This window comes from Streptomyces sp. NPDC048441 (assembly GCF_043200235.1).
Lineage (GTDB): Bacteria > Actinomycetota > Actinomycetes > Streptomycetales > Streptomycetaceae > Streptomyces.
On sequence record NZ_JBICXM010000014.1, the window covers coordinates 232,451 to 251,615 of the forward strand.

A 19,165-nucleotide genomic window follows, 5' to 3' on the forward strand; every position below is an offset into this window, starting at 1 on the left:
ACAGAGGAGGTTCACCGGGGATGCTCAGGCTTGGCAGGCGTGAATTCGACGCGCACGAGCCGGTGATCATGGCGATCGTGAACCGGACCCCTGACTCCTTCTACGACCAGGGCGCCACGTTCCGCGACGAGCCCGCGCTCGCCCGCGTGGAGGAGGCCGTGTCGGAGGGCGCCGCCATCATCGACATCGGCGGGGTCAAGGCGGGTCCCGGCGATGAGGTGACGGCCGAGGAGGAGGCGCGGCGGACGGTCGGCTTCGTCGCCGATGTGCGCAAGCGATTCCCTGACGTCGTCATCAGCGTCGACACCTGGCGGCACGAGGTCGGCGAGGCGGTCTGCGAGGCCGGGGCGGATCTCCTGAACGACGCGTGGGGCGGGGTCGATCCCCGGCTCGCGGAGGTCGCCGCGCGCTACGGAGTGGGCCTGGTGTGCACGCACGCGGGCGGTGCGGAACCGCGGACCCGTCCGCACCGGACGACGTACGAGGACGTCATGGCCGACATCCTCTCGGTCACCCTCGGCCTGGCCGAGCGCGCGGTCGCGCTCGGGGTGCCGCGGGAGTCCGTGATGATCGACCCCGGGCACGACTTCGGTAAGAACACACGGCATTCGCTCGAGGCGACGCGGCGGCTCGGGGAGATGGTCGAGACCGGGTGGCCCGTACTCGTGTCCCTGTCCAACAAGGACTTCGTCGGGGAGACGCTCGACAAGCCGGTCAAGGAGCGGGTGGTGGGGACGCTCGCCACGACCGCGGTGTCGGCGTGGCTGGGCGCTCAGGTGTACCGGGTGCACGAGGTCGCCGAGACGCGGCAGGTCCTGGACATGGTCGCGACGATCGCCGGGCACCGGGATCCCGCTGTGGCCCGGCGGGGACTGGCCTGACCCCGGTGAAGAACGCCGGACGGGCCGCGAAGAGGGCCCGCCCGGCGAGGCTCGTCGGACCTACCTGCCGACTTCCTTGGTCACCAGGGCGACCGCCTCGTCCACGTCGTCCGTGATGTGGAACAGGTGCAGATCGCGCTCGGATGCCTTGCCGCCCGCCACCACCGTGTCCCGCAGCCAGTCGACGAGTCCGCCCCAGTAGGCGGAGCCGAACAGGACGATGGGGAATCGGGTCACCTTGCGGGTCTGGACGAGGGTGAGGGCCTCGAAGAGCTCGTCCAGGGTGCCGAGACCTCCGGGCAGGACGACGAAGCCCTGCGCGTACTTCACGAACATCGTCTTCCGTACGAAGAAGTAGCGGAAGTTCACACCGATGTCGACGTGTTCGTTGAGCCCCTGCTCGAAGGGCAGCTCGATGCCGAGGCCGACAGAGACGCCCTTGGCCTCGCGTGCGCCCTTGTTGGCCGCCTCCATGGCGCCGGGCCCGCCCCCGGTGATCACCGCGAAGCCCGCGTCGACCAGCGCCTTGCCGATGCGGACTCCCGCGTCGTACTCGGCCGAATCGACCGGCGTGCGCGCCGAGCCGAAGACGCTGATGGCGCTGGGGAGTTCGGCGAGCGCGCCGAAGCCCTCCACGAACTCCGACTGGATGCGCATGACCCGCCAGGGGTCGGTGTGCACCCACTCCGACTCGCCCTCGGTGTCGAGGAGCCGCTGATCGGTGGTGCCGGGGGTGATCTGCTCACGCCGCCGCACCACAGGCCCCAAGTGCTGCTCCTCCGGCAGTCCCTGCGTTTCTGGACTCCCCATGAAGATCCCCTTCCGCTGACGGTCTTGCTCGACGTGCACTTCAGCGTAGGTCTACGGGCGTTACAGACGACGCATTCTTGAGGGAAATCAGGATGTCAGCCAGGCGCTGAGCCGCTTCTCGGCCTCCGGGATCAGCGAGGCCTTCACCCGCTCGTCGATCTTGTGGGCGAGCAGCGGGTTACCCGGGCTGTAGTTCACGGCGGGCACGCCGAGCGCGTTGAAGCGGGAGACGTCCGTCCAGCCGAACTTGGGCTGCGCCTCGCCGCCGACCGCCGCCATGAAGGCCGCCGCGGCCGGGTGGGTGAGGCCGGGCCTTGCCGGGCCCGTGTGGTCGTCGACGATGAACGCGTCGATCTCGCAGTCGGCGAAGTAGTCACGTACGAAGGCGAGCGCCTCGTCCTCGGTGCGGTCCGGCGCGTAGCGGAAGTTGACGACGACGGTGCACTCGTCGGGGATCACGTTGGTGGCGACGCCGCCCTCGACGCGTACGGCGTTGAGCCCCTCGTGGAACTGGAGCCCTTCGACCATCGGCTTGCGCGGCTCGTACGCGGCGAGCTTCGCCAGGATCGGCGCCGCCTTGTGGATCGCGTTCGAGCCCATCCACGCGCGCGCGGAGTGCGCGCGCGTGCCCTTCGTCTTCAGGAAGACTCGGAGCGTGCCCTGGCAGCCGCCCTCGACCTGGTTGTCCGTCGGCTCCAGGAGGACCGCGAAGTCGCCCGCGAGCCAGTCGGGGTGGGCCTCGGCGACATGACCGAGGCCGTTGAGGTGGGCGGCGACCTCTTCGTTGTCGTAGAAGACGAAGGTGAGGTCGCGGTTGGGCTCGGTCACCGTCTGCGCGATGCGCAGCTGGACGGCGACGCCCGACTTCATGTCGCAGGTGCCGCAGCCCCACAGGACGCCGTCCTCGTCGAGGCGGGACGGGACGTTGTCCGCGATCGGCACGGTGTCGATGTGCCCGGCGAGGATCACGCGCTCGGCCCGGCCCAGGTTCGTGCGTGCCACCACGTTGTTGCCGTACCGGTCGACCGTGAGGTGCGGCAGGCCGCGCAGGGCCGTCTCGATGGCGTCCGCGAGCGCCTTCTCCTGGCCGCTCGGCGACGGGAAATCGACCAGCTGGGCGGTGAGCGCGGCGGCGTCGAGCGTGAGGTCGAGCGACGCGTGGGGAGAGGTCTGAGCCATGGTTTCGACCCTAACGCCCCTCGGCGCGCCGCCTTGTCAGTGGCCTCCAGTACCTTGGTCGCGTGCCTGAGCCCCCCACCCTCGTCCGGCGCGGCCGCCTCCTCCGTATCGGGGCCGCTGTCGCGGTTCTCATCGCCCTCGTGGGCTATGTGGTCGTGCAGTACGTCTTCGGGGGCAAGGCCGCTCCACGCTGCGAGGTCGTCTCGGGCAACGGCGACGGGGCGACGTACGAGTTCAGCGCCGAGCAGGCGCAGAACGCGGCGACGGTCGCCGCCGTGGGCACATCCCGCGACATGCCGGAGCGGGCGGTCACGATCGCCCTCGCGACGGCCCTCCAGGAGTCGGGGCTCCGCAATATCAGCCACGGCGACCGGGACTCGCTCGGCCTCTTCCAGCAGCGGCCCACACAGGGCTGGGGCGATGAGAAACAGATCATGGACCCGGCGTACTCGGCGGCGCGCTTCTACGCCCATCTCAAGGACGTCCCGGGCTATTCACGGCTGCCCCTGACCGTCGCCGCGCAGCGCGTGCAGCGCAGCGGCTACCCCCAGGCGTACGCGAAGCACGAGCCGGACGCCGCGCTGCTCGCCGCCGCGCTGACCGGCCGCGCCCCGGCCACCTTCACCTGCGAGGGCGGCACGGCCGACGATCCTGGCGACCCGGCCGATGTGCGGGCCGCCCTGGCCCGTGACTTCGGCCGCGGTGTGGCGGCGAAGAGCACCCACGGCGGCGCGGTGACCGTGCCGGTGTCCGCCACGGCGGGAAGCGCTGAGGGCGGAGCCGGGCAGCGGGGCTGGGAGCTGGCGCACTGGGCGGTGGCCCAGGCGTCCGCGCTCGGCATCGAGCGCGTCTCGTACGCGGGGCGGGAGTGGAGCGCCGGAGATTCCGGGCAGGAATGGCGCAAGCCCGGCAAGGCGGGCGGTGCCGAGCGGGGCGCCGACACCGAAACCGGCGCGGGCGAGGTCCGAATCGTCACTGGGCAGTAGTACGGCGGGTCACCCGTTCGGGCCACATTGATCACCTCGGGGCGACACCCCGACCAGGTTTTCGCCGGCACTTCCCGTTCGTGTCAAACCCCTTGCGAGCACAGGGCATTGACGTTTCAGCAGACCCCCACCAGGCGGCCTCTTTGCCCGTTTTTATCCACTGGCGATAATGCGATGCATTGCCAACTCTTTACGTTGGGTCACCGCAACCTTCGCGGCCTTCGAGCGGTAGTCACTGCGTCCGAGCGCCGGGCCCCATCCGGCAGGACACGCCACCGTTCTCTCCCGTCTGAAGGAGCATCATGTCCCTCCCCCTGACCCGTCGGATCGCCCGCGCCGCGCTGCTCATCGCAGCGGGGGCGGCTCCCGTGGTCGGTGCGGCCGGCTCCGCAAGCGCCGCCGAACTTCCGGCCACCCCCGACCTCGGCGGCGTGACCGCCCTGGACGGCGCCGGTCTGGGCAACACCGTCGACGGCGCGGCCCGCAACGGCACCGGTCTCGCGGGTGAGACCGGCAGCAAGGCCGTGAAGAAGGGCGTCCCGACCGCGGGCAAGGTCGTCGGCACGAGCGCCAAGACCACGACCCCCGTGGCACAGAAGGCCGCGGGCGACCTCGCGGGCAACGCCGGTGACGTGGTCGGCGATACCGCGGGCACGGCCACCGAGGACGGCCTGCCGACCGACGCCGTCGCCAAGGGCGGCCTGCCCACCGACGCCCTCGGCGGCGGACTGCCCACCGACCAGCTGCCGGTCAAGAGCCTGCCGCTCGGCTGAATAGCACGCACCTGAGAAGGGCCCGGAGCCAATGGCTCCGGGCCCTTCTCAGGTTTCCCGCTCCCTCTCACCCTCACCCTCCCTCTGCGCCTCGACGAGGACCTCCCCCGCAGCCGTACGGAAATACAGCACCGACCGCCCCGTACGCCGCCGCCGGACGAGCCCCGCGTCGAGCAGCACCCTGAGGTGACGGCCCACCGAGCCGAGCCCCTGCCCCGTGAGCGTCACCAGCTGCGACGTGCTCTTCGGTGCCGCGAGCAGTACGAGGACCGCCGCCCGCCCCGGCCCGAGCAGCCTGCCGAGCGGCTCCGGCACCGCCGCCGCCCGGCCCGCGTCCGCGAAGACGCCCGAGCAGGGGTACACCACCGCGTACCGGTCCGAGGCGTCCCACGACACCCAGCCCTGCCGCGGGGTCACCGGCACGAAGAGGAGGCGCGCCCCGGAGATCTCGCGCGGCGGGTAGTCATGCGTGTTGACCTGGAGCCGGCTCTCGCCCAGCCAGCGCATCCCCGGCCTCATGCCGTTCAGCGCCTCGGCCCAGCCGCCCTGGCTCAACTGGGCCGTACGCGCGATGACATCGGCCTCGATGACCGTACGGAGACGGGGCCAGCGCGGCAGCACCGTCCGGGTCCACACCCACTCCAGGAGGTCGGCCGTGCGGTCCGCGATGCCTGGGCGGAGCAGCTCGGCGGGGAGCGGGCCGCCGAGTGACATCTTCAGGTGCTCCCGGGCCACTTCGTCGGAGGTCTCGCGGACTCTCGCCACCTCCTCCTCGAACTCCTCGAAGGGCCGGTCGCCCTCGCCCGTGGGCGTCGGCGTGAGGAAGTCCGCGATCCACCGCGTCCGGCCGCCGCGCGCGGCCCGCACAAGATCCGCGAGGCCGGGATCGGCGGCCAGCCGCTCGCGGTAGGCAGGCAGATGGGCGTCGAGCCAGGCCCGCTCCCCTGGATGCGTGGCCGTGCGCCGCTCGAGCGAGAAGAGGCTCGCGATCGCCTCGGCCAGCGGCGATACGACGAACCTGCTCCCGGCAAGCGTGTCCGCGTTGACCTGCCACCAGCCCATGCCACGCCCCGTTCCGCCACTCACCTTTCGCTGCTCCGCGAAACATTAACGCCCGCCCGCACGGCACCCCGAGACTCCACCCCATGCGCACCTACCGCGAGCTCTTCCGCACCCCGGAGTTCACGCCGTTCTTCCTGACCTCCTCCTTCCAAGTGGCGGCGCAGACGGTGAGCGGCCTTGCCCTCGGCACGCTGATCTACGACAGGACCGGCTCCCCGCTGCTCTCCGCCCTCGGGATGTTCGGCCCCTCGCTGGCCCAAGTCCTCGGCGCCACCGCCCTGTTGTCGGCGTCCGACCGGCTTCCGCCGCGCGCCGCGACGGTGGGCCTCGCGCTGGTCTTCGGCGTCGCCACCGCCGCACAGGCGCTGCCAGGACTGCCGCTGTGGGCCGCTTTCGCGCTTCTCCTCGGCCTCGGGACGCTGGCCGCGCTCGGCGGGGGCGTGCGCTACGGGCTGCTCAACGAGATCCTCTCCAGGGAGGGCTATCTGCTCGGCCGCTCCGTGCTCAACATGTCCGGCGGCACCATGCAGATCTGCGGCTTCGGGCTCGGCGGGGTCCTGGTCGCCACGCTCTCGCCGCGCGGCACGCTGCTCGCGGGCGCCGGGCTCTATCTGGCGGCGGCGGTCGTCGCGCGCTGCGGGCTCCGCCGCAGGGCGCCGCGCGCCACGGGCCGTCCCTCGGTCGCGGAGACATGGCGTACGAACGCGCTGCTGTGGTCGTCCGGGCACCGCAGGTCGGTCTATCTCGCGCTCTGGGTGCCCAACGGCCTGATCGTGGGCAGCGAGTCGCTCTTCGTCCCGTACGCGCCCGGCCACGCGGGGCTGCTGTTCGCGTTCACCGCGTTCGGGATGCTCGTCGGGGACGTACTGACGGGGCGGCTGCTTCCGCCCCGCTGGCGGGAGCGCCTTGCCGCACCCCTGCGGCTGCTGCTCGCCGTCCCGTATCTGGTGTTCGCGCTGCGGCCTGGGCTGCCCTTCGCCCTGACGGCGGTCACGCTCGCCTCGGTGGGGTTCTCGGCGAGCCTGCTGCTTCAGGAGCAGCTGATGGCCCTGACACCGGACGAGCTGAGCGGGCACGCTCTTGGCCTGCACGCGTCCGGGATGCTCACGATGCAGGGCGTGGGCGCCGCGCTCGCGGGCGGCGCCGCTCAGCTGACGTCGGCTCCGGCCGCCATGACAGCCCTCGCCCTGGCGTCCATCGCCGTCACGCTCACCCTCGCTCCGGGCCTTCGGTCAGCGGCTCAGGCGAGCCGTTCGACCGCCGCCGCCACCCGCTCGTCCGTCGCGGTCAGCGCCACGCGTACGAAGCGGTCGCCCGCCGGGCCGTAGAAGTCGCCCGGGGCCACCAGGATGCCGAGCTGTGCGAGGTGCGCGACCGTGTCCCAGCAGGATTCGTCGCGGGTCACCCAGAGGTAGAGGCTCGCCTCGCTGTGCTCGATGCGGAAGCCGTGCTTCAGGAGGGCGTCGCGCAGGGCGGTGCGCCGGGCGAGATACCGCTCGCGCTGCTCCCGCACGTGCTGGTCGTCGCCGAGTGCCGCGATGACCGCGGCCTGCGTCGGCGCGGACGTCATCATGCCGCCGTGCTTGCGGATCTGGAGCAGCTCGCCGAGTACGTCCGCGTCACCGACGAGGAACGCCGCGCGGTAGCCCGCCAGGTTCGACCGCTTGGAGAGCGAGTGGACGGCGACGATGCCCTCGTACGAACCGCCGCACACGTCCGGGTGCAGGACCGAGACCGGCTCCGCGTCCCAGCCGAGCTCCAGGTAGCACTCGTCGCTCACGAGGAGCACCCCGTGCTCGCGCGCCCAGGCCACCACGCGGGTGAGCTCGTCCTTGGACAGCACGCGACCGGTGGGGTTCGAGGGCGAGTTGAGCCAGAGGAGCTTGAGGCCGGCCGGGTCGAGGTCCGTAGGGTCGTCGTACGCGACGTACTCCGCGCGGGCCAGGCGCGCGCCCACCTCGTACGTCGGGTAGGCGAGGCGCGGGTACGCGACGACGTCGCCCGGACCCAGGCCCAGCTGTGTCGGGAGCCAGGCCACCAGTTCCTTGGAGCCGACGATCGGCAGCACATTGCGGTGCGTGATGCCGCTCGCCCCCAGGCGCCGCTCGCACCAGCCGGTGATCGCGTCGCGCAGCTCGGGCGTGCCCCAGACCGTCGGGTAGCCCGGCGAGTCCGCCGCCGCGATCAGCGCTTTCTGGATCAGCTCCGGGACCGGGTCGACCGGGGTGCCCACCGACAGGTCGACGATGCCGCCGGGGTGGGCGGCCGCCGTGGCCTTGTACGGCTCGAGCTTGTCCCAGGGGAAGGCGGGAAGGCGGCCGGAGAGACCGGAGACTGCGGACACGTGCTGACTCCTGTGATGCGTGGGTGGACAAACACCTCGGTCCCGTGCGGCAGGACATGCCGTACGGGACCGGGGCGGCGCTTCAAGCAGCCGTTACTCGGGCTGGTTCTGCGGCGGCAATGCGGCGATGAAGGAGTGGTCGCGCTCGATCAGACCGAGCTTGCTGGCACCACCGGGCGATCCGAGCTCGTCGAAGAACTCGACGTTCGCCTTGTAGTAGTCCTTCCACTCCTCCGGGGTGTCGTCCTCGTAGAAGATCGCCTCGACCGGGCAGACCGGTTCGCAGGCTCCGCAGTCGACGCATTCGTCCGGGTGGATGTACAAGGACCGGGAGCCCTCGTAAATGCAGTCGACCGGGCACTCCTCGATGCACGCCTTGTCCTTGACGTCGACACAAGGCTGCGCGATGACGTAGGTCACGCTGTCGTTCCTCCTCGATACGGGCGGTGGCGGGCCGTCTTCAGGCTCCGCTCGCCTGGCGCGCGGGAGCGCGGCGTCGTCGATGCCCACCTCTAGTATCTCCGTTCCCGGGCGTGATCCGAACAGGAGGGGTGTACAGAGCTGTGGAATTCACTGCGGGCGGACGGCTTGAGGTACGTATTACCCCTGCTGACGTGGGCAAACGAGTCTCCGTACGCCGCCTGAACGAAGGGCCCGGAACGGAGGGCAAGTTCACTGACACGGTGGGTGTTCTCACATCGTGGAACGCGGGTGTGTTACTGATCACACGACGTGACGGTGAGCGTGTCCGCATCGTGGAGAGCTCCCTGGTCGCGGGGAAGGTGGTCCCCGCCGCCCCGGCCCGCAGGCGCGGCCCGGCGGCCTCCTACCGCGAGCTGGCCCGGGTGTCCGCGCGTGCCTGGCAGCCCGTCGAGAGCGAGCGGCTCGGTGAGTGGGAGCTGCGGGCGGCGGGCGGATTCACCCGCAGGGCCAATTCGGTACTCCCCCTCGGCGATCCGGGACGGCCGCTCGACCAGGCCCTTACGTACGTACGTCAGTGGTACGAGGAGCGGGAGCTGCCCGCGTACATCCAGACCGCGACCGGGGCAGAAGGTACCCAGGAGCTGCTCTGCGCGGAGCTGGCGGAGCGGGGCTGGGAGCGCGAGGTGAGCTCGGAGATCCATGTCGGTGCTCTCGCGCCGCTGGGCGATCTGGAGGTGCCCGAAGCAGGGGCGGAACGGGTGCTTCTTTCGCGGTCCTTCGACGAGGCGTGGCTACGGCGGTACAAGCGATTCGGGGTGCCGGGACCCCATGTGCTCAAGGTGCTGGCGGGCGGACCCTCGGTGTGGTTCGCTTCCGTGCCCGGGGCCTCTCTCGACGCGGGGCCCGCGGCGATCGGGCGGTGCGTCGTGGACGGGCGCTGGGCGGGATTCATGGCGGTCGAGGTGGATCCGGCGCACCGTCGGCAGGGACTCGCGACCGCGGTGATGGCCGCGCTGTCCCGGCAGGCGCTCGACGAGGGTGCGTCGGCGGCCTGGCTGCAGGTCGAGGACGACAACGAGGGTGCGCGGGCGCTGTACGGCGGTCTTGGCTTCGCCGCTCACCACACGTACCACCACTATCGATACCCGTCGGCTCGGTAGCTCCTACCGGTCGGCTCGGTAAGTAAGGCACGAGGCACGCATGCACGAGGAGTCAAGGACGGCCGCGTCCCGGCGGCGGTTCGCCGATGAGGCCAGGTCCGAGCGGCCCGACCTGTCCCTGCTGTGCCTCCTGCTGAGCGCGGAGGCGGATCAGGACCTCGGCGAGGACGGTATCGACGCGGCGCAGATCGAGCTCGACCGGCTCGCTGGGCTGCTGCCGTACCGGCCCGGCGGGGCACGGGAGTGGGCGGCCGCTCTCGCCGAACTCCTCGGCGCGCAGTGCGGGTTCATGGGAACACCCGCCGACTACCAGCGCCTGGAGTCGTCCCTCCTGCACGAGGTGCTCCAGCGCCGCCGCGGCCTGCCGATCCTGCTCTCCGTGGTGTGGATCGAGGTCGCACGGCGGGCCGGCGCACCCGTCTACGGCGTCGCCCTGCCCGGCCACTTCGTGGTCGGCTTCGGCGCCCGCGAGGAACAGGTGCTCACCGACCCCTTCACCGGCGGGCGGCTGCTGACCACCGAGGACGCGGAGCTGCTCGTCGCCGGTTCGTCGGGCGGCACGATGAACTCCTCGATGCTGACGCCCGCCGACCCCCTGAACATCATCCTGCGCATCCTCAACAACATCCGCGCGTGGGCGGCGGCCCGCCCCGAGCGCTCGGACGTCGCGCTCTGGGCGGTCGAACTCTCCCTGCTGCTGCCCGCGCACCCGGCGAGACTGCGCTACGAACGGGCCCAACTCCTCGTCCAGCGCGGCGAATTCCTCGCGGGTGCGGCGGAGCTGGAGATGTACGCCGATGTGGTGACGACGGTGGAGCCGACCACGGCGGACCGCGTACGGGACCAGGCGCGGGCGGCGCGCGCCATGCTCAACTAGCGGCGCCCGTACGGGCGTACCGCCCCGGTGCGATGCCCACCACCCGCTTGAAGTGCCGGGTGAGGTGCGACTGGTCGTAGAACCCGGCGGCTGTCGCCACCTCGCCGGGCGGCTGACCCGCCAGGAGGAGACGGCGGGCGCGGTCGACGCGGCGGGACATCACGTACTGGTGCGGCGCGATGCCATAGGCCCCGCTGAAGGCGCGTACGAGATGGGAGGGGTGGGCGTGGACCAGGCGCGCGGCATCGGCCAGGGTCACGCCGTCGAGCAGCCGCTCGTCGAGGAGCTCGCGCAGGTCCTCGGCGACACCACTGCGGCCGGTGGCGCGGGGAGCGTCGGTGGTGATCCTGGGGCGCAGGTGTCCGCGCAGCCGCTCACCGATCAGGGCCAGGCGGCTCTCGGCCTCCAGCTCGTCGCCCCGGCGCGCGAGGGCCGAATGCAGCTGGCCCACGCGTGCTCTCAGGACGGGGTCCACCAGGTCGGGGCCGTCCACCGCCGGACCGATCAAGCTCGCGTCCAGCTGTGTCATGTCCAGGTAGAGCACACGCTTGCGGAAGCCGTCGGGCGTGGCGGGTGAGCCGTTGTGCGGGACGTGGGGCGGGAGCAGCGAGACGGTGTCACCGGGAGTGCCGTGAACGCGCCGGTCCAGGTCGTAGCGGACGGCGCCGTCGTCCACGATCAGCAGGGTCCACGCGTCGTGGACGTGCATGGGGTACGCGTGCTCGGTGAAATGGGCGTGGAAGACCTCCACGACACCCGCGACCGGCGGGCGCCATGCGGAGATCTCCTGCCGGGCCACCATGCAAGAAACGTACAAGACGTGGAGGCGGGGCACTCGGCAGTCTCGACCCATGAGAACCACCGCTGAGACAGCAGCCGCCGCCGGGGTCACGGGCGAGGCGCCCGTCCGATTCGACACGAAGATCGCCGTCCTGCTCCGCGACGACCTGGAGACCTGGCAGCGCCTCAACGTGACCGCGTTCCTGGTCAGCGGGCTCGGCACGGCGGCGCCCGAGGTGATCGGCGAGCCGTACGAGGACGCCGCCGGCACCCCCTATCTGTCGATGATCCGGCAGCCCGTCCTGGTCTTCGAGGGGTCGAAGGAGACGCTGACCGCCGCGCACGGCCGCGCGCTGTCGCGTTCGCTGCCGAGGGCGGTGTTCACGTCGGACCTGTTCGCCACCGGCAACGACCGCGACAACCGGGCCGCGGTGCGGGCCGTGCCCGCCGATCAGCTCGACCTGGTCGGGCTCCTCGTCCACGGGCCGCGCAACGCGGTCGACAAGGTCCTGAAGGGCGCTCGGATGCATCCCTGACGGAAGAGACAGGAAGAGACAGGAAGGGTCCGGAAGAGATCGGAGCGCTATCGATCGGTCCTGCCGGGCACGAAGCATCTATGCATCCCCATTCCCCCGAGCGGCGGCACCTCTTCGCCGATCAGGTGCGGTCCGCGCGGCCCGATCTCGCGCTGCTGTGCCTGCTGATCGGCGCGGAGGCGGACCCGGAGCTCGACGACGCGGGTATGCGCGCGGCGCGGCGCATCCTCGACCGCCTTGCGGACCAGCTCGCCGAGTGGCTGCCCGACCGGGCCGAAGGACCCCGGTCATGGGCCGTAGCGCTCGGCGAACTCCTCGGCGAGCGCTACGGGTTCAAGGGCAGGCCCGGCGACTACCAGCACCTTCAGTCCGCGCTCCTGCACGAAGTACTGCGGCGGCGCAGGGGCCTGCCCATCCTGCTGTCCGTGGTGTGGATCGAGGTCGCACGGCGGGCCGGCGCACCCGTGCACGGCGTCGCCCTGCCCGGCCACTTCGTGGTCGGCTTCGGCGCCCGCGAGGAACAGGTCCTCGCCAATCCCTTCGCGGGAGGGCACGTACTGACGGACATGGACGCGCAGTTGCTGGTGGCGGGCGCCACCGGGGCGCCGCTCGTGCCGTCGATGCTGAGCCCCGCGGGCCCGCTCGACATCGTTCTGCGGGTGCTCAACAACATCCGTGCGTGGGCGGCGGTCCGCCCCGAGCGCTCGGACGTGGCGCTCTGGGCGGTCGAACTCTCCCTGCTGCTGCCCGCGCACTCCCAGCGGCTGCACTACGACCGGGCTCAACTCCTCGTCCAGCGCGGCGACTTCCTCACCGGTGCCACTGAGATCGAGTTGTACGCCGACGCGCTCGCCGTCACCGACGAGGAGGCGGCGGCACGGCTGCGACAGGAGGCGCACGGAGCGCGGGCGATGCTGAACTGACAGGACGCCCAACTGAACCGGGGCCCGCCCCCCGGGGAGTTCAGAGCCAGCCCTTGTCCCTCGCCGCCTTGACCGCCTCGGCGCGGTTGCGTACGGCCAGCTTCTGGATCGCCGTCGAGAGGTAGTTGCGGACCGTACCCTGGGAGAGGTGCAGGGCCGTGGCGAGTTCGGCGTTGGTGGAGCCGTCCGCCGCCGCGCGCAGGACCTCGCGCTCGCGGTCGGTCAGCGGGTTCGCGCCCCCGGCGAGGGCCGCTGCCGCGAGGGTGGGGTCGATGACCCGCTCCCCCGCGAGGACCTTGCGGACCGCGTCGGCGAGCTGGGCCGCGGGCGCGTCCTTGACCAGGAAGGCATCGGCGCCCGCCTCCATCGCGCTGCGGAGGTAGCCGGGGCGGCCGAAGGTGGTGAGCACGACAATCTTCAACTCCGGGAACTCGGCGTGCAGTTGGGCCGCCGCCTCGATCCCCGTACAGCCCGGCATCTCGATGTCGAGCAGCGCCACGTCCGCCGCGGTTTCGCGCGCCGCCGCGAGCACCTCGTCGCCGCGGGCCACCTGGGCGACCACTTCTATGTCCGGCTCGAGGCCGAGCAGCGCGGCGAGCGCCTCACGGACCATCGACTGGTCCTCGGCGAGGAGCACCCTCAGCACCCTGACGGTGCCGTCCGCACTGTTCGTACTCATGCGGAAGATCCTAGAGCGGTGCGTCCGGCGCCGGACGCACCGGGCGAGTCCCCCGCGCCCTTGTCCAGCGGCTCCTGCGGCTCCTGCGGCACCCGCACCGTGAGCCGGAAGCCCCTGCGGGCTCCGGGGCCCACGTCCATGACGCCGCCGACCGCCGCCACCCGCTCGGTCAGGCCCGTCAGGCCGTTGCCATGGGCGGCGACGGAACCGCCCACGCCGTCGTCCTCCACCGACAGCTCGGCGACAGGACCGTCCAGCGTGTGCCGTGACGTGAACGCCACCGTGCAGCGGCGCGCGGCGCTGTGCCGCACGACGTTCGTGACCGCCTCGCGCAGCGCCCAGGCAAGCACCGCCTCCCCCTCGTCGCCCGGCAGCCCTTCGGGCGCCTCCAGGGGTACGTCGGCCTCGATACCGGCGGCGGTGAGCGCGGTGCGGGCGCCCGCGAGCTCGCCCGCGAGGGTGCGCCTGCGATAGCCGGAGACCGCCGCGCGCACGTCCACCAGGGCCTGGCGGCTGACCTGCTCGATGTCGGCCACCTGCTGTGCGGCCTTGTCGGGGTGGGCCGGGAGCATCCGCCCGGCGAGCTCGCTCTTCAGTGTGATGAGGGAGAGCGAGTGGCCGAGCAGGTCGTGCAGATCGCGGGCGAGCCGCAACCGCTCCTCGTTGGCAGCCAGTTGGGCGACGGTGGCTCGTGCCTGGCGCAGCTGGATCGTCGTACGGACGAGCTGGCGTACCCCGGTCATCGCGAAGCCGACCAGGACGGTCAGGATGGCGAAGCTGCCGAGCAGGTCCCCCAGGCCGTCGGTGCGCAGGCCGACCGCGATCATCACGGCGGTGACGGCCGGGATGGCCCACATCGCGTGCCGCATCGGCAGCACGGCCCCCGCGGACACCGAGACGTACACGAAGAGCCCGAGCCAGGCCGTGCCGAAGGCGAACGAGAGGACGACGGCCAGGGCGATCAGCGCCCCGAACGTCAGGTGCACCTTGCGCCAGTCGAGCACCCGCGAGGTGTAGCGGAAGACCAGGGACAGATAGCAGGTCACGAAGGCGGCGAGGCCGAGCCAGCCGAGCACGGTGGCCGCTGTGCCGTGGTCCGCCGCCACCAGGTCCTGCACCGGACCGGTGAGGAAGACCAGCCAGATGCCGATCCAGAGCGCCTTCGTGAGCATCTGACGGCGGTCCTGGGCCGGATGCCCGAAGCCGTCCATGAGGTGCCGCTCGGTGCCTTCGATGTCGCTCACGCCTTCAGGGTGTCCTTCCGGTACAGCCACGCCGCGCCGCCCGCGAAGAGGACGAAGTACCCGGCGAGGAGCGCGATGTCCTTCGCGTGCGGGGCGTCGCCCAGTTCGATGGCCTGTCCGAGGGCAGCGTATGCGTGGGTCGGCAGCCAGGACGCGATGTCGCTCAGCCACTGCGGGAAGGTGGCCGTGGGCATCCACAGACCGCCGAGAACGGAGAGTCCGAAGTACACGATCATCGTGATCGGTCGGACGGCGTCGCCGGTCGCGAGATAGCCGATGGCCACACCGAGCGCGGCGAAGCAGAGGCTGCCCGCCCAGATCGCCCCGGTCAGGGCGAGCCACTGCCAGGCATCCAGGCGTACGTCCTTGACCGCCGCGGCGACGATGAACACCACGATGATCGAGGGCAGGCTGACCACGGCGGCGCTCGCGGTCTTCGCGATCACATAGCCGTGCCCCGGCAGGCTCGTCAGACGCAGCTGGCGGACCCAGCCGCTCTCACGCTCCTTGGCGATGCGCTCGCTGTTGCCCATGAGGACGGCGGTGAGGGCGCCGAACGACGCCATCGACACCATGAAGAAGGCGGGGAGCGCGAGCCCCGTGTCGCCGACCATGTCCGTGCTGTTCTGGCCGCCCGCGATGATCAGGAAGAGCATCGACGGATAGATCACGGAGAAGAACAGGAACTTCTTGTTGCGCAGGGCGCGGGTGATTTCCAGCTTGGTCAGTGTCATGCCCTGGCCTCCTCGGCCGCGGTGATCGCCACGAAGGCCTGCTCGAGGCCAAGGCCTGCGACCTCTAGATTGCGGGGGTAAACGCCGAGCCCGTACAGCGCGTGCACGGTGGCGTCGGCGTCCGTCGACTGGAGGCGGACGGTGTGGCCCGACACATCGACGGAAGTGAGGAAGGGCAGCGCGCGAAGCTCCTGAGTGCGGACCTCGTCGAGGGTCTCCAGGTCGAACGAGATCTTCCGCGCCCCCGCCTTCGCCTTGATCTCGGCGGCGGTGCCGTCCGCGAGAATCCGGCCCCGGTGCAGGACGAGCACCCGGTCCGCGATCGCGTCGGCCTCCTCCAGATAATGCGTGGCGAACAGGACCGTGCGGCCCTGTTCGGCCTGCTCGCGCATGGTGGCCCAGAAGGCCTGGCGCACGGTGACGTCCATGCCGGTGGTCGGCTCGTCCAGGACGATCAGGTCGTTCGCTCCGGCGGTCGCGAGTGCGAAGCGGACGCGCTGCTCCTGACCGCCGGAGAGCTTGTTGACCTTGCGGTCGGCGAGCGGGGTGATGCCCGCCGCGGCCAGCACGTCGTTCACGCGGTGCGGCCTGGGGTGCAGAGCGCAGGCGAGCCGCACCAGCTCGCGGACGGTCACCTCTTCCATCAGGCCGCCGCTCTGCAGCATCGCGCCGACCCGGCCCGAGGTGATCGCCTCGCGCGGACTCCCGCCGAAGACCCGCACGGTGCCGCTGTCCGGGCGCCGCAGGCCGAGGAGCAGGTCGAGCGCGGAGGACTTGCCCGCGCCGTTCGGGCCGAGGAGCGCGACGGTCTCGCCGGGGTGGAGGTCGAGCGTGAGGGCGTCCACGGCGCGGACATCGCCATAGCTCTTGGTCACCTGATCGAAGCTCACCGCGGTGACGGGCGGTGCTGCGGTCGTCGTCATGCGGTCCATCGTCGCCGGGGGCAGGGCGACGGCGGCAGTGTCGTGTGTGCCTACTCCGGGATGACAGATGTCATGCGCCCCGAAGGGGCGCGGGGAACTGCGCGCCCGGCCACAGCCGACCCGCGGCAGTTCCCCCACCGCAACTTACGACGCGTCCAGCTGCTAGCTGCTAGCTACCGTTCGTCTCGATCACACCGATCCGCGCCGCAGGCGTCTTGCCGATCAGCGCCTTGTTCATCGCGGCGGCCACGTCCGTCGGCTGGACCGGCGTCTTGTCGCCGTTGCCGCGCTGGATCAGGATGCCGTCGAAGACGTTGCCGTAGAGCTTCTTGAGCTCTGGGAGGTTGTAGTGCGGCTGCAGGCTGCCGTTCTTGGCGACCTTCGTCTCCAGGATCTTCGGCAGCGACTTCGCCGGGCCGAACGGGATCGTCGCCGTACCCGCCTTGATCGTGACGTTGGCGGACATGGCGGGCTTCGCGAAGCGCGTCATGAACTTGTCGACCTCGGCGTTCGGGACGGTCGGCTTGCGGGTCGTGACCGGCACGTTCACCGTGCCCGCACTGCCCGTCTCGACCTGCTTCTTGTACGCCTCCGCCACGGCGGTCGTCGACGCGGCGACGTCGATGCCCTTGCCCGCCTTGCCGTACACGGGCACGGCCTTGCCGGGCACGAACGTGACCCCGCCCTCCTTGGCCGAGCCGGAGCCGCCCGCGGCGCGCTCCAGGGCGGCCGCCAGCTTCTCCTCGTCGACGGGCATCACCGGGTCGGCGACGCGCTCGCCGCCGAAGAGCGAGCCGATCACCGATACGGGGTTGTAGTCGCTGCCCGCCGCCTCGCGGACGGTGGCCTGGCTGTCCAGGGTCAGGCCCGCCTGGTCCGGCTTGAGGGTGACCTCTTCGCCGTCGACCGAGAGCTTCAGTGCCTTGTTGACACGCGGGTCGATCGCCCCGTCGAGCTTCTTGACGGCTTCGTCGCGCGTGCCGCCGCCGATGTCGACGCCGAGCACGGTGGTGCCCTTCGGCACGTCGGCGTGGTTCATCAGAAGACCGGCGCCGTACGCGCCGCAGGCCACGACGACCACGGCGACGCCCACGAGGACGAGCTTGTTGCGCCCCTTCTTCTTGGGCAGGGCCGCGGCCACGGGCACGTTCGGCTGCACCGGCTCGGGGAGCCTGGGCGGCGTGTGCGGCACGGGTCCGTCGGGGTGCTGCTGGCCCGTGCCGAACGGCGAGTTCTGCGTGGGCGGTACGACGGGGATGCCGCTGGTCAGGGTGTCGCCGGAGACGTTCGTGCCGGGCGAGGGCGCGCTGGGGCCGCCGGGGATGGAACCGGGGCCGCCGTGCGCCGGGCCCGCCTTCTGCGGGGTGAGGATGGCGGTGTCGTCGCTCATCGCGGGGCCCGCGCCTGCCCCTTGACGGGCCGCGGGGTCGGGCGGGAGCGGCGGGGTCAACGGGTTCGCCCGGCCTGCGGGGTTGGCCTGATGGGCCGGGTTTGCCGGGTTGGTCGGGTTGGACCGACGGGCCGGGTTGGCCGGGTTCGGCGCCATCGGGCCGTCGCCGGTCACCGGGCCGCCGGTCGGCCCCGATGGACCGCGCCCGCCGTCACCCGCACCGCCGCCGCCGCCGCCGGAGAAGTACGGCAGATCCCCGCGCTGCGGGTCGCCGCCCGTGCCGAGCGGGCCCGACGCGACAGCGCCGGACACGTCGAAGGAGCCCGTGCCGGAACCGCCCGAACCCGCCGGTCCAGCCGCACCGTTGCCCGAGCCACCGCCCGCGGCAGCGCCCGCACCGCTCTTGCGCGGCGCGAACCAGTCGCTCGTCTTCTCCTCGGCCTGAGCCGCAGCGGGAGCCGCCGAGGAGGAGGCAGGTGCGGCAGGCGCGGACGGAGCCGAAGGCACAGAGCCCGAAGCGGTCGCCCCGGCGGAAGCGGAACTGCCCGCGCCGTTCGGCGACCCCGGACGCCCCGCACCGTCCCCGGCACCGGACGACCGGTCCTCCGGACGCGGCGCGTTCACGTCGCTCTCCGCCATGGGCGTACGCATGACGACCGGCGGGATGGGACGCGACCCGGGGATGTTGATCCGGATGCGCGTGGTCAGCGTGGTCTCGGTCTTGGGCTCGTCCGGCCGCTCTTCGGCGGTCTGCCGCTGCGCGCCTTCCGCGGGGCCGTCCGACGCGGCGCCCTGCGCCGGGGAGCCGTACGGCGGCGTCCCCGAGGGGTAAGCGGCTCCACCGCGCCCCTGGGGCCCGGAGGACGAACTGTCAGTTTCACGACTCAAGGCAGGTTCTCCCGGTTGGCTCCGCCGCCCGTGCTCCCCGCGCGGACTGGGGGTCCCCCCGGCCGGAGGCTGGGGGAGGCTCGGCGGCGCGCACCACCATACTGGCCGCCGTGGGCACTCTTCCTGTGACCGCCGTCAAACCCGTGCGGGGCACGGTCCGAAGTGGTACGTCACTTGCCAAGTCGGGCGGCGGGCCCGCCTGGTTGCGGTCGCTGCCCGAGGGTGGCGCACATCACAGCGACCGCCATTCCGCCGAGCAGGAAGGCGTACGAACCGAGTCCCGCGCCGAAGAGGAAGTCCCCTTCGGGCCGGCTGGCCGTGAGCAGCAGGACGGCGACGAGCCAGCCCGCCGCCGGCGCCACCGCCCCCGCTCTGGTGCCGACCGCACGCGCCCCTCCGAGGAAGAGCCCGGCGGCTCCAAGGAGCGCGAGCAGCAATCCGCCCGGGAGCCAGCCCCCTTGGACGAGCGCCCCCGCGGTGCCGACGACCGCGCCGAGCACGAAGAGCCCCGCGTAGGCGGCGATACGCCCGGGATTGAGCGGCTGCGCGAGCAGGCTGCCGCCCGGCGGGGCG

20 protein-coding genes are annotated in these 19,165 nt (G+C 71.8%); 8 read left to right on the forward strand and 12 right to left on the reverse strand.

Annotation, left to right across the window (positions count from 1 at the left end; all coding sequences use genetic code 11):
• Positions 1 to 20: 20 nt before the first annotated feature.
• A complete protein-coding gene (folP, locus tag ACGFSB_RS30430) occupies positions 21 to 881 on the forward strand; it encodes a dihydropteroate synthase (protein ID WP_393405838.1) in 861 nt (286 codons plus the stop codon).
• Positions 882 to 941: 60 nt separating this feature from the next.
• On the opposite strand, the gene ACGFSB_RS30435 is transcribed toward folP, so the two are convergent.
• Both ACGFSB_RS30435 and dapE read right to left on the reverse strand, forming a co-directional pair.
• On the reverse strand, positions 942 to 1,691 hold the full coding sequence (locus tag ACGFSB_RS30435) for a TIGR00730 family Rossman fold protein (RefSeq protein ID WP_393405840.1): 750 nt from the start codon (positions 1,689 to 1,691) through the stop codon (positions 942 to 944).
• Positions 1,692 to 1,778: 87 nt separating this feature from the next.
• Positions 1,779 to 2,870, reverse strand: coding sequence for a succinyl-diaminopimelate desuccinylase (dapE, locus tag ACGFSB_RS30440; RefSeq protein ID WP_393405842.1), 1,092 nt, complete (start codon positions 2,868 to 2,870; stop codon positions 1,779 to 1,781).
• Positions 2,871 to 2,932: 62 nt separating this feature from the next.
• On the opposite strand from dapE, the gene ACGFSB_RS30445 reads away from it, so the two are divergent.
• Both ACGFSB_RS30445 and ACGFSB_RS30450 read left to right on the forward strand, forming a co-directional pair.
• Complete coding sequence (locus ACGFSB_RS30445) at positions 2,933 to 3,856, forward strand: heavy metal transporter (RefSeq protein WP_393405844.1); 924 nt, start codon at positions 2,933 to 2,935, stop codon at positions 3,854 to 3,856.
• Positions 3,857 to 4,158: 302 nt separating this feature from the next.
• A complete protein-coding gene (locus ACGFSB_RS30450; RefSeq protein WP_393405846.1) occupies positions 4,159 to 4,629 on the forward strand; it encodes an ATP-binding protein in 471 nt (156 codons plus the stop codon).
• Between the two features lie 48 nt (positions 4,630 to 4,677).
• Here ACGFSB_RS30450 and ACGFSB_RS30455 read toward each other — a convergent pair whose 3' ends face one another.
• Positions 4,678 to 5,691, reverse strand: coding sequence for an ArsR family transcriptional regulator (locus ACGFSB_RS30455; RefSeq protein WP_393405916.1), 1,014 nt, complete (start codon positions 5,689 to 5,691; stop codon positions 4,678 to 4,680).
• Between the two features lie 83 nt (positions 5,692 to 5,774).
• On the opposite strand from ACGFSB_RS30455, the gene ACGFSB_RS30460 reads away from it, so the two are divergent.
• Complete coding sequence (locus ACGFSB_RS30460; protein ID WP_393405848.1) at positions 5,775 to 7,019, forward strand: MFS transporter; 1,245 nt, start codon at positions 5,775 to 5,777, stop codon at positions 7,017 to 7,019.
• On the opposite strand, the gene ACGFSB_RS30465 is transcribed toward ACGFSB_RS30460, so the two are convergent.
• Complete coding sequence (locus tag ACGFSB_RS30465; protein WP_393405850.1) at positions 6,932 to 8,035, reverse strand: bifunctional succinyldiaminopimelate transaminase/glutamate-prephenate aminotransferase; 1,104 nt, start codon at positions 8,033 to 8,035, stop codon at positions 6,932 to 6,934. The genes ACGFSB_RS30460 and ACGFSB_RS30465 overlap by 88 nt on opposite strands.
• Before the next feature lie 93 nt (positions 8,036 to 8,128).
• Positions 8,129 to 8,455: a ferredoxin gene (fdxA, locus tag ACGFSB_RS30470; protein ID WP_393405852.1), complete on the reverse strand. Its 327-nt coding sequence runs from the start codon at positions 8,453 to 8,455 to the stop codon at positions 8,129 to 8,131.
• A 143-nt stretch (positions 8,456 to 8,598) separates the two neighbouring features.
• Here fdxA and ACGFSB_RS30475 point away from each other — a divergent pair, with 143 nt between their 5' ends.
• Positions 8,599 to 9,618 carry a GNAT family N-acetyltransferase gene (locus tag ACGFSB_RS30475; RefSeq protein WP_393405854.1) on the forward strand — a complete coding sequence of 340 codons (1,020 nt, stop codon included), beginning with the start codon at positions 8,599 to 8,601 and terminating at the stop codon, positions 9,616 to 9,618.
• Positions 9,619 to 9,658: 40 nt separating this feature from the next.
• Positions 9,659 to 10,495: a tetratricopeptide repeat protein gene (locus ACGFSB_RS30480; RefSeq protein WP_393405856.1), complete on the forward strand. Its 837-nt coding sequence runs from the start codon at positions 9,659 to 9,661 to the stop codon at positions 10,493 to 10,495.
• On the opposite strand, the gene ACGFSB_RS30485 is transcribed toward ACGFSB_RS30480, so the two are convergent.
• Positions 10,488 to 11,297: an AraC family transcriptional regulator gene (locus tag ACGFSB_RS30485; protein WP_393405858.1), complete on the reverse strand. Its 810-nt coding sequence runs from the start codon at positions 11,295 to 11,297 to the stop codon at positions 10,488 to 10,490. The genes ACGFSB_RS30480 and ACGFSB_RS30485 overlap by 8 nt on opposite strands.
• Positions 11,298 to 11,346: 49 nt before the next feature.
• Between ACGFSB_RS30485 and ACGFSB_RS30490 the strand changes: the two genes are divergently transcribed.
• Together ACGFSB_RS30490 and ACGFSB_RS30495 are read left to right on the forward strand one after the other, a co-directional pair.
• Complete coding sequence (locus ACGFSB_RS30490) at positions 11,347 to 11,811, forward strand: DUF2000 family protein (protein ID WP_393405860.1); 465 nt, start codon at positions 11,347 to 11,349, stop codon at positions 11,809 to 11,811.
• A gap of 80 nt (positions 11,812 to 11,891) precedes the next feature.
• The gene (locus ACGFSB_RS30495) at positions 11,892 to 12,734 is read left to right on the forward strand and encodes a tetratricopeptide repeat protein (protein ID WP_393405862.1); all 843 of its coding nucleotides are present in this window, start codon (positions 11,892 to 11,894) and stop codon (positions 12,732 to 12,734) included.
• 40 nt (positions 12,735 to 12,774) lie between these two features.
• On the opposite strand, the gene ACGFSB_RS30500 is transcribed toward ACGFSB_RS30495, so the two are convergent.
• The 6 genes from ACGFSB_RS30500 to ACGFSB_RS30525 form a co-directional block, all read right to left on the reverse strand.
• Entirely contained in the window at positions 12,775 to 13,413 is a 639-nt protein-coding gene (locus tag ACGFSB_RS30500) for a response regulator (protein WP_393405864.1), read from the reverse strand.
• On the reverse strand, positions 13,410 to 14,624 hold the full coding sequence (locus ACGFSB_RS30505; RefSeq protein ID WP_393405918.1) for a sensor histidine kinase: 1,215 nt from the start codon (positions 14,622 to 14,624) through the stop codon (positions 13,410 to 13,412). The genes ACGFSB_RS30500 and ACGFSB_RS30505 overlap by 4 nt, the downstream gene beginning before the upstream one ends.
• Before the next feature lie 29 nt (positions 14,625 to 14,653).
• Positions 14,654 to 15,391: an ABC transporter permease gene (locus tag ACGFSB_RS30510; protein WP_393405866.1), complete on the reverse strand. Its 738-nt coding sequence runs from the start codon at positions 15,389 to 15,391 to the stop codon at positions 14,654 to 14,656.
• The gene (locus ACGFSB_RS30515) at positions 15,388 to 16,314 is read right to left on the reverse strand and encodes an ABC transporter ATP-binding protein (RefSeq protein WP_393405868.1); all 927 of its coding nucleotides are present in this window, start codon (positions 16,312 to 16,314) and stop codon (positions 15,388 to 15,390) included. Before ACGFSB_RS30515 ends, ACGFSB_RS30510 begins: the two co-directional genes overlap by 4 nt.
• Before the next feature lie 169 nt (positions 16,315 to 16,483).
• The gene (locus ACGFSB_RS30520) at positions 16,484 to 18,592 is read right to left on the reverse strand and encodes a hypothetical protein (protein WP_393405870.1); all 2,109 of its coding nucleotides are present in this window, start codon (positions 18,590 to 18,592) and stop codon (positions 16,484 to 16,486) included.
• 170 nt (positions 18,593 to 18,762) lie between these two features.
• Complete coding sequence (locus ACGFSB_RS30525) at positions 18,763 to 19,146, reverse strand: DUF6113 family protein (protein ID WP_393405921.1); 384 nt, start codon at positions 19,144 to 19,146, stop codon at positions 18,763 to 18,765.
• Positions 19,147 to 19,165 lie beyond the last annotated feature (19 nt).

Bases quoted from the DNA above. Each gene is read 5' to 3' on its own strand.
- ACGFSB_RS30495 (WP_393405862.1), top strand. From the start codon at position 11,892: ATGCATCCCCATTCCCCCGAGCGGCGGCACCTCTTCGCCGATCAGGTG.
- ACGFSB_RS30490 (WP_393405860.1), top strand. From the start codon at position 11,347: ATGAGAACCACCGCTGAGACAGCAGCCGCCGCCGGGGTCACGGGCGAG.
- folP (WP_393405838.1), top strand. From the start codon at position 21: ATGCTCAGGCTTGGCAGGCGTGAATTCGACGCGCACGAGCCGGTGATC.
- ACGFSB_RS30460 (WP_393405848.1), top strand. From the start codon at position 5,775: ATGCGCACCTACCGCGAGCTCTTCCGCACCCCGGAGTTCACGCCGTTC.
- ACGFSB_RS30455 (WP_393405916.1), bottom strand. From the start codon at position 5,691: ATGGGCTGGTGGCAGGTCAACGCGGACACGCTTGCCGGGAGCAGGTTC.
- ACGFSB_RS30505 (WP_393405918.1), bottom strand. From the start codon at position 14,624: ATGGACGGCTTCGGGCATCCGGCCCAGGACCGCCGTCAGATGCTCACG.
- ACGFSB_RS30510 (WP_393405866.1), bottom strand. From the start codon at position 15,391: ATGACACTGACCAAGCTGGAAATCACCCGCGCCCTGCGCAACAAGAAG.
- ACGFSB_RS30515 (WP_393405868.1), bottom strand. From the start codon at position 16,314: ATGACGACGACCGCAGCACCGCCCGTCACCGCGGTGAGCTTCGATCAG.
- ACGFSB_RS30500 (WP_393405864.1), bottom strand. From the start codon at position 13,413: ATGAGTACGAACAGTGCGGACGGCACCGTCAGGGTGCTGAGGGTGCTC.
- ACGFSB_RS30450 (WP_393405846.1), top strand. From the start codon at position 4,159: ATGTCCCTCCCCCTGACCCGTCGGATCGCCCGCGCCGCGCTGCTCATC.
- ACGFSB_RS30480 (WP_393405856.1), top strand. From the start codon at position 9,659: ATGCACGAGGAGTCAAGGACGGCCGCGTCCCGGCGGCGGTTCGCCGAT.
- dapE (WP_393405842.1), bottom strand. From the start codon at position 2,870: ATGGCTCAGACCTCTCCCCACGCGTCGCTCGACCTCACGCTCGACGCC.
- ACGFSB_RS30435 (WP_393405840.1), bottom strand. From the start codon at position 1,691: ATGGGGAGTCCAGAAACGCAGGGACTGCCGGAGGAGCAGCACTTGGGG.
- ACGFSB_RS30485 (WP_393405858.1), bottom strand. From the start codon at position 11,297: ATGGTGGCCCGGCAGGAGATCTCCGCATGGCGCCCGCCGGTCGCGGGT.